The 15,715-nt window shown below is 50.7% G+C and carries 15 protein-coding genes; 11 read left to right on the top strand and 4 right to left on the bottom strand.

From position 1 onward, the window contains the following. Nucleotides 1–56: 56 nt before the first annotated feature. The 7 genes from NT239_08335 to NT239_08305 all read left to right on the top strand — a co-directional run bounded on the left by NT239_08335 (nucleotide 57) and on the right by NT239_08305 (nucleotide 8,133). On the top strand, nucleotides 57–668 hold the full coding sequence (locus NT239_08335; GenBank protein ID XGA69813.1) for a hypothetical protein: 612 nt from the start codon (nucleotides 57–59) through the stop codon (nucleotides 666–668). Between the two features lie 156 nt (nucleotides 669–824). After that, nucleotides 825–2,732 carry a radical SAM protein gene (locus tag NT239_08330; GenBank protein XGA69812.1) on the top strand — a complete coding sequence of 636 codons (1,908 nt, stop codon included), beginning with the start codon at nucleotides 825–827 and terminating at the stop codon, nucleotides 2,730–2,732. Between the two features lie 118 nt (nucleotides 2,733–2,850). Continuing rightward, nucleotides 2,851–3,084: a VF530 family protein gene (locus NT239_08325; GenBank protein ID XGA69811.1), complete on the top strand. Its 234-nt coding sequence runs from the start codon at nucleotides 2,851–2,853 to the stop codon at nucleotides 3,082–3,084. A gap of 56 nt (nucleotides 3,085–3,140) precedes the next feature. Next, on the top strand, nucleotides 3,141–4,286 hold the full coding sequence (locus tag NT239_08320; GenBank protein ID XGA69810.1) for a response regulator: 1,146 nt from the start codon (nucleotides 3,141–3,143) through the stop codon (nucleotides 4,284–4,286). A gap of 160 nt (nucleotides 4,287–4,446) precedes the next feature. Then, nucleotides 4,447–4,674: a hypothetical protein gene (locus NT239_08315; GenBank protein XGA69809.1), complete on the top strand. Its 228-nt coding sequence runs from the start codon at nucleotides 4,447–4,449 to the stop codon at nucleotides 4,672–4,674. A 139-nt stretch (nucleotides 4,675–4,813) separates the two neighbouring features. After that, nucleotides 4,814–7,162, top strand: coding sequence for a fatty acid cis/trans isomerase (locus NT239_08310; protein XGA69808.1), 2,349 nt, complete (start codon nucleotides 4,814–4,816; stop codon nucleotides 7,160–7,162). A gap of 38 nt (nucleotides 7,163–7,200) precedes the next feature. Then, entirely contained in the window at nucleotides 7,201–8,133 is a 933-nt protein-coding gene (locus tag NT239_08305) for a hypothetical protein (protein ID XGA69807.1), read from the top strand. A gap of 33 nt (nucleotides 8,134–8,166) precedes the next feature. Here NT239_08305 and NT239_08300 read toward each other — a convergent pair whose 3' ends face one another. Genes NT239_08300 through NT239_08285 form a run of 4 tightly spaced genes read right to left on the bottom strand, consistent with a single transcriptional unit; the run spans nucleotide 8,167 to nucleotide 11,388 of the window. Further along, nucleotides 8,167–8,664, bottom strand: coding sequence for a tyrosine-protein phosphatase (locus tag NT239_08300; protein XGA69806.1), 498 nt, complete (start codon nucleotides 8,662–8,664; stop codon nucleotides 8,167–8,169). After that, the gene (locus NT239_08295) at nucleotides 8,661–9,962 is read right to left on the bottom strand and encodes a hypothetical protein (GenBank protein ID XGA69805.1); all 1,302 of its coding nucleotides are present in this window, start codon (nucleotides 9,960–9,962) and stop codon (nucleotides 8,661–8,663) included. Before NT239_08295 ends, NT239_08300 begins: the two co-directional genes overlap by 4 nt. Beyond that, a complete protein-coding gene (gene arsB, locus NT239_08290; protein XGA69804.1) occupies nucleotides 9,959–11,020 on the bottom strand; it encodes an ACR3 family arsenite efflux transporter in 1,062 nt (353 codons plus the stop codon). The genes NT239_08295 and arsB overlap by 4 nt, the downstream gene beginning before the upstream one ends. Further along, nucleotides 11,017–11,388 carry a winged helix-turn-helix domain-containing protein gene (locus NT239_08285; GenBank protein ID XGA69803.1) on the bottom strand — a complete coding sequence of 124 codons (372 nt, stop codon included), beginning with the start codon at nucleotides 11,386–11,388 and terminating at the stop codon, nucleotides 11,017–11,019. Before NT239_08285 ends, arsB begins: the two co-directional genes overlap by 4 nt. Before the next feature lie 71 nt (nucleotides 11,389–11,459). Here NT239_08285 and NT239_08280 point away from each other — a divergent pair, with 71 nt between their 5' ends. The 4 genes from NT239_08280 (at nucleotide 11,460) to arsJ (ending at nucleotide 15,707) form a co-directional block, all read left to right on the top strand. Continuing rightward, on the top strand, nucleotides 11,460–11,948 hold the full coding sequence (locus NT239_08280; GenBank protein ID XGA69802.1) for an arsenate reductase ArsC: 489 nt from the start codon (nucleotides 11,460–11,462) through the stop codon (nucleotides 11,946–11,948). Nucleotides 11,949–12,083: 135 nt separating this feature from the next. Then, nucleotides 12,084–13,091, top strand: a complete 1,008-nt coding sequence (locus NT239_08275; GenBank protein XGA69801.1) for an ArsJ-associated glyceraldehyde-3-phosphate dehydrogenase — start codon at nucleotides 12,084–12,086, stop codon at nucleotides 13,089–13,091. A 305-nt stretch (nucleotides 13,092–13,396) separates the two neighbouring features. Then, a complete protein-coding gene (locus tag NT239_08270; GenBank protein ID XGA69800.1) occupies nucleotides 13,397–13,837 on the top strand; it encodes a hypothetical protein in 441 nt (146 codons plus the stop codon). Between the two features lie 640 nt (nucleotides 13,838–14,477). Continuing rightward, nucleotides 14,478–15,707 (top strand): organoarsenical effux MFS transporter ArsJ, encoded by a 1,230-nt coding sequence (arsJ, locus tag NT239_08265; GenBank protein ID XGA69799.1) that lies wholly within the window; start codon nucleotides 14,478–14,480, stop codon nucleotides 15,705–15,707. Nucleotides 15,708–15,715 lie beyond the last annotated feature (8 nt).

Raw genomic sequence — 15,715 nt, 5'->3', positions numbered from 1 at the left:
TATGCGTAAGCCCCCACAATCAAATTTGTGGGTTTACCTTCATGCTAGAGGCAACTATGTCACCAGAGATCCTGCCGCCAATTTCTGCATTGCGTCGTATTACGCAATCACTAGCAATGCTTGATGCCATTATTTGCCCAGAATGGGAGTACCGCTACTACAGCTTTAATAGTCAGTGGGGCCCAGGGGAGGAGATGGCATCCATGCGGAATGGTTCTGGTGATGATTGGTTCTTGTTATTTGATTCAGCGGGCGCAGCAATTAAAGGGTTTGCTCACGAATTAAACGATGATCCAGCGCTTGCCCAAAATATTCAGGCTCAAGTGCCTCCAGATTTTGCCTCCTTTCTTAATGAACCCGCATTCTCAATGCAAAATGCCACGTTTTGCTACTGGAGAAAATCGACTGACACAGCTTGGACCAAGGTCAAAAGCACGTTAAGTGAAGATGGTACAGAGATGCTTGAACTGATCGTGTCGGGGCCGATGGGCTATAAGACATGGGCGGAAGATTATTACGAATTATCTGTGTCACTTGATGCCGTTGAGGCGCTGTTTTCTCATCAACCACTAGACGAATCTTTAGTGTTAGCACTCAATCCGGATGCCGATTTAAATATGGTATTGGCCGATGCAAATGAGATCGGATATCCACACATTTCTAGTTGATTGCCTTTTCAAGCTTAAGGGCTAAAGCCCTGTGTAGAGCTAAAAATAACAACTCTGATCATTTCCACCCATCACCACAAAAACCGGCATTGCGCAGTAAGCGTGTAAAATAAGCCCGCGCTGCCATTTGGTACGCGGGTTTTTTGTGTGAGCGCTATGACTGCTTTTCGTGTTTTATCCCTAATCCCTCCAATGACACAATTGAATACGCCGTACCCGTCGACGGCGTATATCACGGGCTTTTTGCGCTCGCCTGCGGGCGGTAGCATGGATGCGGTGCAGGAAGATTTGGCGCTCGCGCTGGTGTTGAAACTGTTTTCGCGCAAAGGTTTGGCGCAGATTCGCGATGCGGCGAGCAAAATCCCGCCGCGCAAACAAAGCCATCAAGTGCAAAATTTTCTGGCTTTGTACGATCATTACGACGCGACAATCACGCCGACGATTGCCTTTTTGCAAGGGCGCGATAGCACGGTGAGTCACCGGATTGTTTCGCGTGCTTTCCTGCCCGAAGGCGCGCGCTTTGCGCCGATTGACGCGTACACGATTGATGATAACGAAGACACGATGGCGTGGGCCTTTGGTGCGCTCGGCACGCAAGACCGCGCGCGCCATTTGGCGACGATGTATCTGAATGATCTGGCCGATGTGATTCGCGACGCGATCGACCCGCGCTTTGAATTCGTACGCTACGCCGAATCGCTGGCGATGTCGCAACCGACGTTCGATCCGCTGGCCGCCGCGCTGGCCGCGCCGCATACCTTGGTCGATGCAACGCTGCACGAACTGACGCTGGCGACCATCAATAAGCATCAACCGAATTTGGTCTTGGTTTCTGTGCCATTCCCTGGGGCGGTATATGCCGCTTTCCGAATTGCACAAAGCATTCGGCAGCAATTCCCAGAGATTAAAATTGCGCTCGGCGGCGGTTTTGTCAACACCGAGTTGCGCGAGCTGACCGAGCCGCGCGTGTTTGATTTCTTTGATTTTATTACGCTCGACGATGGCGAAAAGCCGCTGCTGGCGCTGATTGAACACCTGCAGGGCAAGCGCTCGCAGCAGCGTTTGGTGCGCACCTTCGTGCGCGAGAACGACAAGGTCAAGTACATTAACCTAATGGAAAGCGACGTGCCGTTCTCCGACGTTGGCACCCCGACGTGGGACGGCTTGCCGCTCGATCGCTACCTGTCGCTGCTCGATATGCTGAACCCAATGCATCGGCTGTGGAGCGACGGGCGCTGGAATAAGCTAACGATTGCGCACGGCTGCTATTGGAAAAAATGCAGTTTTTGCGATGTGACGCTCGACTATATTTCGCGCTATGAAACGACGACCGCCGAGATGCTGGTCGATCGCATCGAGGCGATTATCGAAGAAACAGGTCAAACAGGTTTCCATTTTGTCGACGAAGCCGCGCCGCCGAAAATGCTGCGCGCGTTGGCCGAGGAGCTAATCCGCCGCAAAGTGTCGATTTCGTGGTGGGGCAATATCCGCTTTGAAAAATCATTTACGCCTGAACTGTGCCAATTGCTCGCCGATAGCGGCTGTATTGCGATTTCGGGCGGGCTGGAAGTCGCGTCGGATCGCTTGCTCAAATTAATGAAAAAAGGCGTGTCGGTCGATCAGGTCGCGCGCGTCACGTATGGTTTTGCCGAGGCCGGTATTTTGGTGCACGCGTATTTGATGTACGGCTTTCCAACGCAAACGGTGCAAGACACCGTCGACGCGCTGGAATACGTGCGCCAATTGTTTGAACACGGTTGTATTCAATCAGGCTTTTTCCACCGCTTTGCCTGCACCGTGCACTCGCCAGTCGGCAAAAATCCGGAAGAATACGGCGTTGAGCTGATCCCCCTACCGCCGGTGTCGTTCGGCAAAAACGACGTCGGCTTTATCGATAAAACGCCAATCGACCACGATTTAATGGGCCAAGGGCTGAACAAAGCGCTGTATAACTTTATGCACGGCATTGGCGTTGATGAAGACGTGCGCGCGTGGTTTGACTGCAAAGTGCCGCGCCCAACGGTGAATCGCCAGTTTATTGCCCGGGCATTGCAGCAGCGCTAAGACCGCAAAAGTCAGCACGCAGAGGTGTAGCGCCTTGCGTGCAGGGGTTTGCCGATAGAGTGGGTATGTTGTTGTGGCACTTTTTGAAATTAGCCTTTGGCTGTATACGGTGGTGGGTATGGATAAGAATTCAACGCAAAAAAATAACCCGCAGCATGGTGTGACTTTGGAGCAAATGTTGACTGATTTGGTCGACTATTTTGGCTGGAAAGGGCTGCACAAGCAGATTCCGCTGCAATGCTTTTTTAACGAGCCGTCGATCAAATCCAGCTTGAAATTCCTGCGCCGCACGCCGTGGGCGCGCGCCAAGGTCGAAGAGCTGGACGCCAAAATGCGGCGTAAATCGAGCTGATTTTCGCCAAAACTTTCCTACACTCAATAAGTACAGTCTGAGTGAGGGAGAGGGTTATGACGTCAGCGAGCAAGCCCACGATTTTGGTGGTCGACGATGATGCCATTATTCGCAAGGTGATCGAGCGGGTACTAGCGGATGAATTTACCGTACTGGAGGCGGTCGATGGCGAAGATGGGCTGCAAAAAGCGCGTGAGATCTCGCCCGCAGCGGTGATTGCCGATGTGCAAATGCCAAAAATGGATGGCTTTGCGCTGTGTAAAGCGATCAAAGATGATTTCGAGATCAGCGATATTCCGGTGATGCTGATGTCGGCGGCCGAAAATACCGACGAATTACTAAAAGTCTACGACGTGGGCGGCGAAGGCTTTATTACCAAACCACTCAATCCCAAAGTATTACTCAGCCGTATTCACCATATGCTGCAAGTCTGCGCTGATCGCGAGCAGCTCAAATCCCAAATCCATTTCGCGACGACGACTGCGTTCACCGCAATGAGCAGCATGAGTGAAACGGGATTGCTGATGGAAACGCTAAAACACTTCAACGGTAGCAATACCCCAATGGGTTTGGCCAAACAAGTGATGTCGGCGCTGCAGCAATTTCAGCTTGAAGGCGTATTGCAATTAACGACAGACAAAGAGGTTATCGCACTCAATAGCTCGGGTGTGGCGACGGGCGTTGAGCGGGCCGTATTACAGCAGATGGCCAATATGGATCGGATTGTGCAGTTTCGTAAGCGGCTTTCGGTACATTATCCCAATGTGCATCTCATCGTGAACAATATGCCGATTGAAGACGAAGAGCGCTGCGGGCGTTTACGCGATCATTTGGCCATTTTGATCGAGGCGGCAGAATCGCGGCTGGATGCGATTAAAGTGAAAGCCACATTGGCGGCCACGCAAAATCAACTGGCAATTATGAATTCGATTCAATCACTCACCACCACGCTAACCGAAATCGATCAGCAGCAGCGGATCGGTAAAAGCGAGCGCGCTGTGCTATTTGGCGATGTGATGATGCAATTGGAAAGCTCACTGTCGGCTTTTGGTTTGAGCGATTCCCAAGAAGAGAATCTGCTTAATATTGTGCGCTCTGGCTGGGAAAAGATCGCCGCCACGTATACCGATGAAGCGGCGTTACAAGATAAATTAACCGAAGTGGTGCACACCCTGAAAGTCTCGCTCGAAGAGCCTAATTAAGGCCAATCAATATCGGTGGTGGGCGATGTGTTGTGCGGCGGTGAACGAATCCGCACTTGACGTATGACTTGTACATATTCACACAAAATGTAATTTGACTACGTAGTAAATGCGCGTAATATACAGTCATAAACTACACAAATTACTAAAGGAGTGAATCATGTTAATGTTGATTTCATCACTGATGGAACGCTTCTCTGGTGTCCAAAATGCTTTGCCAGTGAATGCAAGGGTTAATGTAGTGAACCAATTTGGTGGCGAGCGTTACGATGGTCGCGTGCTAAAAATTGAAGGTAACCGCGCTCGGGTTTGCTGGCCAAAAGGCGTTAAAACTGAAGAATATGTGAGCGATCTAGTTCCAATCGACGAAGATGTGCGCTTTCAATAAGCCCTAACAACGATGACCAATAAAAAACCACTGCCAGTGCAGTGGTTTTTTATTGCATGAAGCTGATTCATTGCGAAAACCAGATGCAGGTATAGCGTCACAGGCATACACTCAATGCAAAATAAGAAATGGGGTTGCTATGAAACTAAAGCATGCTTGTGTCTTGATCCTTGTGGTATGGCTAGCCGCCTGTAGCTCAATCAAGGAAGCGAAGTGGGATAAGCACTATGGCGATGCGCAGATACAGCGCTTTGATGTGCCAGTGCCACCAAAGTCTGGCGAAGTGTATTACCGAGATGTACAGCCGATTTTAGAATCGCGCTGCGCGGTTTGTCACGGCTGCTACGATGCGCCCTGCCAATTGAAACTCACCGCCTGGGAGGGGATTGCACGTGGTGCCAATCCGCAACCCGTTTATGATGGTGCGCGGCTCAAGGCTGTTCCCCCTACGCGTCTATTTGAAGATGCATTCAAATCCTCTAGCTGGCGTGAGCGCGGGTTTCACTCGGTTTTGAATGAAAGACCTGCGATCAACGACATCGAGGGCAGTGTTCTGGCGCAAATGTTGCTGCTGAAACAGCAAAACCCACTACCCGATGTGTCCGTCTTACCCAAAGAATTTGATTTTTCGCTCAGCCGTAGTGAGCAATGCACGACGATCGAGAATTTTACCCAATACGCGCATCAAAACCCGCTCTTTGGCATGCCGTTTGGTTTGCAAGGTTTGCCGCCGGCCGAGCATGAGCTATTACTAACCTGGATTGCGCAAGGCGCCAAGCGCGAGGCTCGTCCTTCTTTGCCTGCGGTGCTAACAAAACAAATTGCCCTGTGGGAGCAATGGCTTAACGGAGATAGCCTCAAATCACAATTGGCGGCGCGCTATTTGTATGAGCATTTATTTCTCGCCCATCTGCACTTTGGCGATGATAAAACCTTTTTTAAGCTGGTGCGTTCTCGCACCAAAGCGCCACAAGCCGTTGATCTGATCGCTACGGCGCGCCCGTACGATGATCCGGGCGTGGCTCGTCCCTATTACCGCCTTGTGCCGGTGCAGGAAACGATCTTAAGCAAAACGCATATGCCGTATCGGCTGGATGCCGCGCGGATGAAAAACTGGCAACGCTGGTTTATTGATGCGCCGTATCAAGTGACGCAGTTGCCGGCTTACGATCTTCAAACGGCATCGAACCCGTTTATCGTCTTTGATCAAATTCCCGTCAATTCGCGTTATCGCATGTTGCTCGACGAGGCAAAGTTCACGGTAATGGGCTTTATCAAAGGCCCTGTTTGTCGAGGAAATCAGGCATTAAATGTTATCAATGATCGGTTTTGGGTGTTTTTTGTTGATCCGAATGTGATTGAGAACCACGATAGCGCACGCTTTCTAAAAGAGAATCAAGATGCGCTAGCCTTGCCCGATGCCTTAGGCAGTTCGGCTCCGATTTTGGCCGATTGGAGCAGCTATGCGCAATCACAACTGCGCTATTTGCAAGCTAGATCCCAATTCGTACAAACCTTGGTCGGCGATGGCAAGGTGGATGCGCCAAAAATCATTTGGAGTGGCGATCAGCACAATCCCAATGCTGCACTGACGGTATTTCGTCATTTTGATAGCGCATCCGTTGAGCAAGGTTTGCTGGGCGAGCGGCCACAAACAGCTTGGGTGATTGATTATGCCTTGCTTGAGCGCTTTCACTATTTGCTAGTCGCGGGCTTTGATGTCTATGGCAATGTGGGACATCAATTAAAGAGCCGTTTGTATATGGATTTTCTGCGCATTGAAGGCGAGCAAAATCTTCTGTCTTTATTGCCCGATGCCGCGCATCAAGCCATAGAGCAGCAATGGTATCGCGATGCACCCGAAAAAACCTTGAAGTACGTTCAGGCCAGCCATTTACCATTTGGGCCAAATGTCTCGGCTGATTTGGCGCAAATGTCGCCAGAGCTAGCGTTTGATCGGCTGCTAGCACGATTTAAACAACGCACCGCGCCCATTTTGAATCGGCAATTTGATTTAAGCCAGATTCAATCTAGCAAGCTGCGTCAAGCCTTGCACAATCTTGGCGCGGTTAGTGGTGAGAGTTTGCAGTGGTTGCCGCAAAGCGTGTTAATCAAAGTGCTGCCCAAACAAGGTCAAGCTATTTGGCTGACTTTGTTAAACGACAGCGCATATAAAAATGTGGCGCAGATTTTCTTTGAAGAAAAACGGCGCCTCCCCGCCGAAGACCGTTTAACGCTGCTTAATGGGTTCATCGGAGCCTACCCGAATGCCTATTGGGTGGTGCCGGAAGCGCAGTTGGCCAGCTTAACGCAGCAAATTGGTGCGCTGAAACAAGAGTCGGACTACACCGTATTGATGGATCAATTTGGTGTACGCCGAACCAGCGCACAATTTTGGCCGTTGAGCGACGAAGTGCATCACACCCTGCGTTTGCGACAAGGCATCGATTATGGTTTGCTTGATTATAATCGTTTGGAAAATAGGTAAGCAGGTATCGCCATGGGGGGCTTTTATTACTAGCCCTCTTGGCAGATACCTATAGTTTTGTCAGAGAAGTGGCGGCGAGTTGCGCCAAATTGCGCAGCTATGTTGGCATTTTTGCCAAAAGCTTTCAGTCTGATGCGCTAAAGCTTATTATTTCTGCTGAAATCGTTCACCCAAGCCATGGTATGCCAACCTTTAAGCCTCGCAGTGCCGATTATATTCGTGTTGAGATTGATGGACAAAGTCGAAAGCTGCTGCGCCGCCGCGCCTTCGATCAATTCAACGCCTCGATGCTGGGCTTGGGCGATTTAACACGCGAATCCAAGCCAACTGATGCAATCGCCGCCGTTTTCGATTTGGAAGGTTTTACCCAGTTTTGCAATCAAATTGACCCGCATTTATCCGTACCAAGTTTTTTGCACCCATTTTTAAGCTGGCTGATGGCAGAGCTGCGCAATGAAATGAAGCAAAAGGATGAAGAGGAAGGCGTCGCACTGTGGTGCCCATTGCCGTTCTTTACCAAATTTATGGGCGACGGTTTATTGGTGATCTGGTCAAGCAAAGGGCTTTCGCAAGCGGCGATGCGCAATGTGATCGCCAGCACGTGGAGTATTTGCAAAAAATATCAGCATGATTTTCTTCCGTCACTGAAATCAAAGGTGGCCGAGCCGCCAAGCCGTTTGCGGGTTGGCTTAGCGCGTGGCACCGTATATTCGGTCGGCGAGGGTAATGATTACGTCGGCTCATGCGTTAATATGGCATCGCGCTTGCAAAAACTGCCCGGTATCAGTTTCGCCTTTAACCGCCGCGGCTTTGATCTGGAAGACGATAGAACCACGCCGTTTTTTACCGATCGCATTATCACGCGTGAAGTGTCGGTGCGCGGTATCGGCGACGGTGAGCTCGTGTGTATCTTGCGCAGCGAATTTGAAAAAATGAAATCGGCCGATAAAAAACTCTACCGCGAAGTCTAAGCCGGCCGCGCTGTAACACGACTGGCTGCTAAATTAGAGCGGAAAACTCGCCAAAAAGTCGCGATGAGCTGTCAATTGTAGTGATTTTGGCCGTATGGCCTGCACGGACTGAGTGGCATTTTCTAGTGTTTCACCGCGTGCGCGTAGCAAGAGCGCAACCATCAAACCGGTTCTGCCTGAGCCGCCTTTGCAATGCACAGCGATCGTGTTTCCTGTAGATAGTAAATTCAAGATTGTTGCGCTTTGCTGAGCCCATTGGGTGTGAAATGCATGCTCAGGTGCAGCGTCGTCCTCCACGGGAAAATGAAACCACTGCAAGCCTAATTCAGTACACGCAGCCTCAATATCGGCCACGCCGTGCTCGGCCAATTCATGCCGCGGCATCATCGTAATCACCGCGCTAGTGCCCGCCGTTTTTAGTTCATGCAAGGCGTTGCGTAGATCGACGTCTTTCGTACCTGGGCATGGGGTAAAAATCAGGCTGCCGCCTTCAGCTAAAGGCATGATGTCAAACGGATGAGTCAAAGTCATTCTCCTGCATTTTCGGCAATGTAAACAGGCGCAAAACCGCCGCCCTGCGTTCTAAAATTGGTCGTTTGCCCGCTGTATAAACGCGCGGCAAAAAGCTGGATTTCGCCACGATAAACGTAGGCGCGAATATCGAATTTCAAATCGCTGGTTTGATTGGCTTCAATCGCAACATAGCGCTCGCTTGGCGGCGCAAAGGTTTGCGCCACATAGTCGCCCGCCAAAATCTCGCTCCACACCCGTTTGGTGAGTTTGTCACCGCGATACGTGGCTTTGCTGCCGTAGCCTGTCGCCGGCTTGAAAAAAAGTTGCCGCCGCTGCGCCCACAATTCAGCTGCATTGTCTGGCGAGACTTGATACGTGCGCGGAATACCCGCCTGCAAAATTGCTATGCTCGATTCTGGTAGCTGATAAGTCGCCAATTGCTGCGCCGAGCTCATCTGTGCCAGATGCCGCTTATCGGCGTACAGCGCATGCGCGCGCGGTGTGGGTGTCACGACGACATCACCAGCGGCAAAAGCCTGCCGCAATGCTTGGCTATTGGCTTGCTCAAAATAAAAATCGGTTAAGCGGTTGTAAACCATATCAATCGCGGTATCGCCTAGCCACAATTGCTGATCGTGCCAGCGCAAATCGGCGGGGTCTGCAATCAGGCATTCAATATCGGCCGCTGCAAACATGCGTTGAAACAGTAAGAATTCGGGATAAAGGTATTGCTGCTGCGGCGCTTCATCAATAATGGCGATGCTGCGCGGGCGTGGGGTATTGCGCTGCGCTTGCCATTCTTGCTCGAACATCGCCAACCAGATTTTTTCCAGCTCATCCAGCGTCGTCGGGGCCGCGGTCAACGGCGGGCAGGCGGTGCAGCATGCCGTTTGCGCGCGAGCCAAGGCCAAATTGAGCATGGCACCACCGGCATTGGTATTGATTTCAATCAGCTGCGGGCCTTGCTCGCCCAAATGGAAGTCATAGCCAAAAAACACGCTGTCTTGGCCAAAATCGATTTGCGCGGCCGTGGGTGCGCTCGCTAAAACTTGATCCTGCCAAGCCGGCATCGCGACCAGATCGCTGATCGCGCGAATGATTGCCTGCATCTGGTCGCGCTGCTCGGGTGTAATAAACACCATCGTCGCCGAAAAAAGATGCGGGCGGGTTTGCGCGATTTCGTCGGCCAGCCCAAGCAAATCAGCACTGGCTTCCAGCTCGGCCTTGAGCAAGGCTTGATCTAAAAACTGGCAAGCGCATTGACTATTCAGCCACTCTGCGCTGCAAGGCTCAATCAATTTTGCGTCGGTGCTCATGCGGTGTATTTCCTTTTCATCCTGAGCGCAACATTCACCAATGCGATCAAGACTGGCACTTCAACCAGCGGGCCAATCACGCCCGCAAAAGCCTGATCGGAATTAAGCCCAAATACGGCGATCGACACCGCAATTGCCAGCTCAAAATTATTGCCGGTGGATGTAAACGCAATCGACGCGTTATGATCGTAGGGCAGCCCCATTTTCTTGCCGATGAAAAAACTCACGAAAAACATCACGATAAAATAGATAACAAGCGGAATCGCAATTTGCAGCACATCCATTGGCAGCTCAACAATCATTTCACCTTTTAAACTGAACATCAGCACGATGGTCGCGAGCAAGGCAATTAGCGTGATCGGAGAAATGCGCGGGATAAACACCGTGTTATACCAAGTCTCGCCCTTGGCTGCGACCAAGTATTTACGGCTTAAAAATCCCGCTAGAAATGGAATACCCAAGTAAATCAGTACACTTTTGGCAATATCCAGAATCGTAATATCAAGCACAAAGCCTTGCAGCCCAAAGATCGGCGGTAAAACGGTGATAAACAGCCAAGCCATCACGCTGTAGGTCACGATCTGAAACACGCTATTGAGCGCGACCAAGGCCGCACCATATTCCTTGCTGCCGCCGCTAATGTCGTTCCACACCAGTACCATCGCAATACAGCGCGCCAGCCCAATCAAAATCAGCCCGACCATATAGCCGGGCTGATCGCGCAAAAAAGTAATCGCCAGCACAAACATCAAAATTGGGCCAACGATCCAGTTCATGATCAACGACAGCGTAATCGCACGTTTATCGCGTGTCACCGCTCCCAGCAGGCTGTAATTCACTTTGGCCAGCGGCGGATACATCATCAGAATCAGGCCGATGGCGAGCGGGATATTGGTCGTACCAAGCGACATCGCCTCATTGAGCTGCGCCACCTGTGGAAACACTACGCCGATGCCCACACCCAGCGCCATTGCGAGGAAAATCCATACGGTTAGATTGCGATCCAAAAAACTCATTTTATGCGACGTGGATTCATCGACGCAGGCTTGGCTATTCATCGAGGTTCTTCCGGTTTGGGGCAACAGGCTGATTCACTGGGCGAGCAAGACAAAGAGGACGGGAGCGGCAGACATTGCTCGGGATTCCCCTCGCAGCACTCTTCAGTTAGATAGGCGATCAAATCGAGCATCTGCGCCAAATCGGCGCGATAGCGCATATAGCGACCTTCTTGCGCTACGGTCAGTACACCAGCATGCACCATGGCTTTCAGGTGAAACGATAAATTGCTCGCCGGCAGATTAAGCTCGCTCGCAATTTCGCCGGCGACCAGCCCCGTTTTGCCTTGGCGCACCAATAGCCGATACACATCCAGTCGCACGCCAGACGACAAACTTTCAAACATGGCGATAGCAGCAGTTTTTTCCATTTCTCAACTATACAACAATTATTGAAATATTGAACTACTATGATTACCATCCTAAAAAAACAAAAAGGCTCATGATGAAAGATTTTTACACCGTGCTATTTATCTGCACCGAAAACGCCGCACGTAGCCAAATGGCTGAAGCCCTGCTCAATCACATCGGGCGTGGGCGCTTTAAAGCGTATAGCGCTGGCAGCCAGCCAAGCGGCCACATTCACCCGATGGCGCTCAAGGCGCTAGAGCACGCGCACATTCCAAGCGCTGATTTGCGCAGCAAAAGCTGGCATGAGTTTACCCAAGCGGGAGCGCCTGAAATGGATTTGGTGTTTACGCTGTGTGATCGCACCGCTGGCGAAGCATGCCCCGCGTGGCCCGGAGTGCCGATGATTTCGCACTGGGATATCCCGCATCCGGGGCTAGAGGGCGACGCAGACGCGCAACAACACAGCTTTAACCACACGCTGGCGACGATCCGGCACCGCCTAGATTTTCTCGTCGCTCTGCCATTTGAAAAACTCGATCACCTCGCGCTTAAGCAGCACGTGGCCGACCTTAACTCTTGATTCTGCCCTCAGATATTTGATTTGTTCGTGGTGAGCTTGTTGAACCATGAATGAATTCAAGTCCTTCGACAGACTCAGGCCGAACGGGGTTAAGACTGCAATGTGCAGAATCAATCAGCAATATGGAATAAAAAAATGACGATTAAAGTAGGCATCAACGGCTTTGGCCGTATGGGACGTTTAACACTGCGCGCAGCGTGGGGCTGGCCGGAAATTGAATTTGTACAGATCAACGATCCGGCGGGCGACGCGGCGACTTTGGCGCATTTGCTCAATTTCGACTCGATCCATGGCCGCTTTGCGCACGAAGCCACGACCGAAGGCGACGATATTCTGATTGGCACCTCTCACATCAAAACCACGCGCAATACCGCGATTGGCGACACCGATTGGTCCGGCTGCGACGTGGTGATCGAAGCCTCAGGCAAAATGCGCACCACCGCGCTGCTGCAAGCCTACCTCGATCAAGGCGTTAAACGCGTCGTCGTCACCGCGCCAGTCAAAGAGCCGGGCGTTTTGAATGTGGTGGTTGGTGTGAACCATCATTTGTTCAACCCGAGCATCCACCGCATCGTCACTGCCGCCAGCTGCACCACCAACTGCCTCGCGCCGGTCGTCAAAGTGATCCACGAGCAGCTCGGCATCCGCCACGGCAGCATGACGACGATTCATGATCTAACCAACACGCAAACCATCATCGACGCCCCGCACAAAGACCTGCGCCGTGCGCGCTCGTGCGGCACCAGTTTGATCCCGACTTCAACCGGATCAGCCACCGCAATCACCGAGATTTTCCCCGAACTGAAAGGCCGCCTGAACGGCCACGCCGTGCGCGTACCGCTGACCAACGCCTCGCTGACCGATTGTGTATTCGAGCTAGAACGCGCCACGACCGTCGACGAAGTCAACGGCCTACTGAAAGCCGCATCCGAAACCTATTTGAAAGACATCTTGGGCTATGAAGAACGCCCATTGGTGTCGATCGACTATCGTGGCGATGCACGCTCCAGCATCATCGACGCGCTATCGACGATGGTCATCAACGGCACGCAATTGAAGCTGTACGCGTGGTACGACAATGAATGGGGTTATGTGAATCGCACGGCGGAGTTGATGAAGCAGGTGGGATTGGCAGATCAATAGTCATGGGATATGCTGGGGGAGCTTTTTATAAAGAATTTCCATTGGATATACTCTTTCGTGTGCGGTGGGTAATTTTGTACGGGCGACTAGCATAGCGTAATCGCCCCTTCGGATTGTATATGCAATGTATTTATTGGATTACGCCCCTTCATCCTACCACGCGCTTGGCAAATAAAGTTCTATTTAATTAGAAAATATCTTTGTAGATTAATGGGCAATCAACATTTTGTAAAAACAAATTGAATTGCTTGGCCATATTTAAATTAATCTATTGATTTTTACTCTCCAATCTAAGTAGCATAAAGATGACCCAGTTAACTCAACAAGACCTAATACTTCTAATTTTGATACCACTTCTCGTCGGTATCATGACAAATTTTTTATGGGAAAATCTCGTAAAGTCATTTATATCCGGCACAACGAAGGTCATATTAAAGATTGGCACACTTGGGCTTACTGCTTCAATTGATTCAATTTATAAGGATGTCGCCAGAAGAAACACGCACAAGCCAATAATGACATTGATGTTCTTATTAGTTATTTTGTCGTCTGGGCTTACGGGGGCTACATCGGAATATTATAACAGGGTAAATTCTATAACAAAAAATACCGTACAAGAGAATAAAAACAAAGATATTATTGCTCTAAAAAGTGAGATAAAAACACTAGAAGCCTCCATCAAAGAAAGTGAGGAAAAACTCGCAACAGCATACATGATATTTTCAATATTGCTTTTTTGTTCTTGAGTTTTAATTACGCACGGTCAGTTTATGTTTCAAATGCAATAATGCACATTGAGCAATGTCTTTCCATTATAAGACCACATATTGGTGAGCATAATTATATTTCAATGCAGTCTGAATTTTCTAGTATTAAAAATAAAAATTCTTACGTAACTCTTTTGCAAAATATTTCTGAATCCGCAAATAGTCACAACACAATCATTCCAAAGTTTTACCCGCTCTAACTAGTTAGTTAAATGCCACTTTTAGAGCGGTAGGGACGATTAGCGTCCGTTCGGGGAATGTGCGCGAAGCCTCAGATTACGCTGGGCTAAGCGGGGCTACGAGGTCTAAGAGTAGGCTTCAGTTTTATGGTTAGGTGTGCTTGCGCAACATAGTGTTAATTCAGAGCACGATGGTAGGTCTGGGGTTGAAATTCCCGTGTAGCGAAAACCGCGGCGAGGAGAGAGACAAACGGCCTTTTGTTTGGCTCACGACGAAGCAAGGGCAGCGCGGAGCGCTTTTCGCCCGGGTCGCCTTCTCTTGCTTACTTCTCTTGGCGAAGCAAGAGAAGTAAGTCCTTGTCGCGGATTGCGACTGTAAATCATTGTGCCGAAGGCACTAAATAACAATCATCAACGCGCATTCAGAGCAATATTTAAATATGCTATCCACCCTCTCCCCCGCCATCCGCCAATACCTAATCATCACCGGCAACTATTGGGCCTTCACGCTGACCGATGGCGCTTTGCGGATGTTGGTGGTGCTGCATTTTCATCAGCTTGGGTTTAGTCCGCTCAATATCGCGCTGCTGTTTTTGTTTTACGAGTTGTTTGGCGTGGTGACTAATCTGGTTGGTGGCTGGCTGGGCGCGCGGATTGGCTTGAATAAAACGATGAATATCGGCCTTGGCCTGCAGGTGATTGCGCTGCTGGCGCTAACCGTGCCAACGGCGCTGCTGACCGTGCCGTGGGTGATGGCTGCGCAGGCTTTGTCGGGGATTGCGAAAGATCTGAATAAAATGAGCGCGAAAAGTAGTGTGAAAGCGCTAATTCCAGCCGGCAGCGCGGCGGCGGAAGGCAAGCTGTATCAATGGGTGGCCCTGCTGACTGGCTCGAAAAACGCGCTGAAAGGCGTTGGCTTTTTCCTTGGTGGCGTGTTGCTGGCGAGCTTGGGCTTTGCTGGCGCCATGTGGGCGATGGCGCTGGTGCTGCTGTTGGTGTGGGTCGCGAGTTTATTGAGTTTAAAGGCGGATTTGGGCAAGGCGAAAAATAAGCCCAAATTTGGCGAGATTTTTTCTAGCAGCTGTGCGGTGAATATTTTGTCCGCAGCGCGGCTGTTTTTGTTTGGCGCGCGCGATGTGTGGTTTGTCGTGGCGCTGCCGGTGTTTATGGCGACGACTTTGGGTTGGGCAGATTGGGCGGTTGGGGCATTTTTTGCCAGCTGGGTGATTGGCTACGGCATCGTGCAAACGCTGGCACCGTATTTAACCGGCAAAAAGGCGGGCAAAGTGCCCGATGGCCGCGCGGCGGTATTGTGGGCTTTGCCGCTGATGATACTCACCGTCGGTATTGCTCTGGGGGTTAATTCCAATCTGGATTTACAGCTAATACTGGTTGGTGGACTGCTCGCCTTTGGCGTGTTGTTTGCGATTAATTCGTCGCTGCACAGCTATTTGATCGTGAGCTACGCCAAAGAAGACGGCGCTTCGCTCGACGTTGGTTTTTACTATATGGCCAACGCGATGGGGCGGCTGATCGGCACGGTGCTGTCGGGCGGGGTTTACCAAGCCGCCGGCTTGGCTGCGTGTTTGTGGATCTCAGTCGGCTTTATCGCCTTGGCCGCAATCATTTCGATCGCTTTGCCACGGCATGCTAGCCTAGTAAAAATCTGACCAATTAT

It is taken from the genome of Chitinibacter sp. SCUT-21 (assembly GCA_041874755.1).
Lineage (GTDB): Bacteria > Pseudomonadota > Gammaproteobacteria > Burkholderiales > Chitinibacteraceae > Chitinibacter.
The sequence above is the reverse complement of the archived record's forward strand: the minus strand, read 5'-3'. Positions and strand labels throughout refer to the sequence as shown.

Excerpts from the sequence above, each read along its gene's own strand:
- NT239_08335 (XGA69813.1), top strand. The coding sequence starts at position 57 with ATGTCACCAGAGATCCTGCCGCCAATTTCTGCATTGCGTCGTATTACG.
- NT239_08330 (XGA69812.1), top strand. The coding sequence starts at position 825 with ATGACTGCTTTTCGTGTTTTATCCCTAATCCCTCCAATGACACAATTG.
- NT239_08325 (XGA69811.1), top strand. The coding sequence starts at position 2,851 with ATGGATAAGAATTCAACGCAAAAAAATAACCCGCAGCATGGTGTGACT.
- NT239_08320 (XGA69810.1), top strand. The coding sequence starts at position 3,141 with ATGACGTCAGCGAGCAAGCCCACGATTTTGGTGGTCGACGATGATGCC.
- NT239_08315 (XGA69809.1), top strand. The coding sequence starts at position 4,447 with ATGTTAATGTTGATTTCATCACTGATGGAACGCTTCTCTGGTGTCCAA.
- NT239_08310 (XGA69808.1), top strand. The coding sequence starts at position 4,814 with ATGAAACTAAAGCATGCTTGTGTCTTGATCCTTGTGGTATGGCTAGCC.
- NT239_08300 (XGA69806.1), bottom strand. The coding sequence starts at position 8,664 with ATGACTTTGACTCATCCGTTTGACATCATGCCTTTAGCTGAAGGCGGC.
- NT239_08295 (XGA69805.1), bottom strand. The coding sequence starts at position 9,962 with ATGAGCACCGACGCAAAATTGATTGAGCCTTGCAGCGCAGAGTGGCTG.
- arsB (XGA69804.1), bottom strand. The coding sequence starts at position 11,020 with ATGAATAGCCAAGCCTGCGTCGATGAATCCACGTCGCATAAAATGAGT.
- NT239_08285 (XGA69803.1), bottom strand. The coding sequence starts at position 11,388 with ATGGAAAAAACTGCTGCTATCGCCATGTTTGAAAGTTTGTCGTCTGGC.
- NT239_08280 (XGA69802.1), top strand. The coding sequence starts at position 11,460 with ATGATGAAAGATTTTTACACCGTGCTATTTATCTGCACCGAAAACGCC.
- NT239_08275 (XGA69801.1), top strand. The coding sequence starts at position 12,084 with ATGACGATTAAAGTAGGCATCAACGGCTTTGGCCGTATGGGACGTTTA.
- NT239_08270 (XGA69800.1), top strand. The coding sequence starts at position 13,397 with ATGACCCAGTTAACTCAACAAGACCTAATACTTCTAATTTTGATACCA.
- arsJ (XGA69799.1), top strand. The coding sequence starts at position 14,478 with ATGCTATCCACCCTCTCCCCCGCCATCCGCCAATACCTAATCATCACC.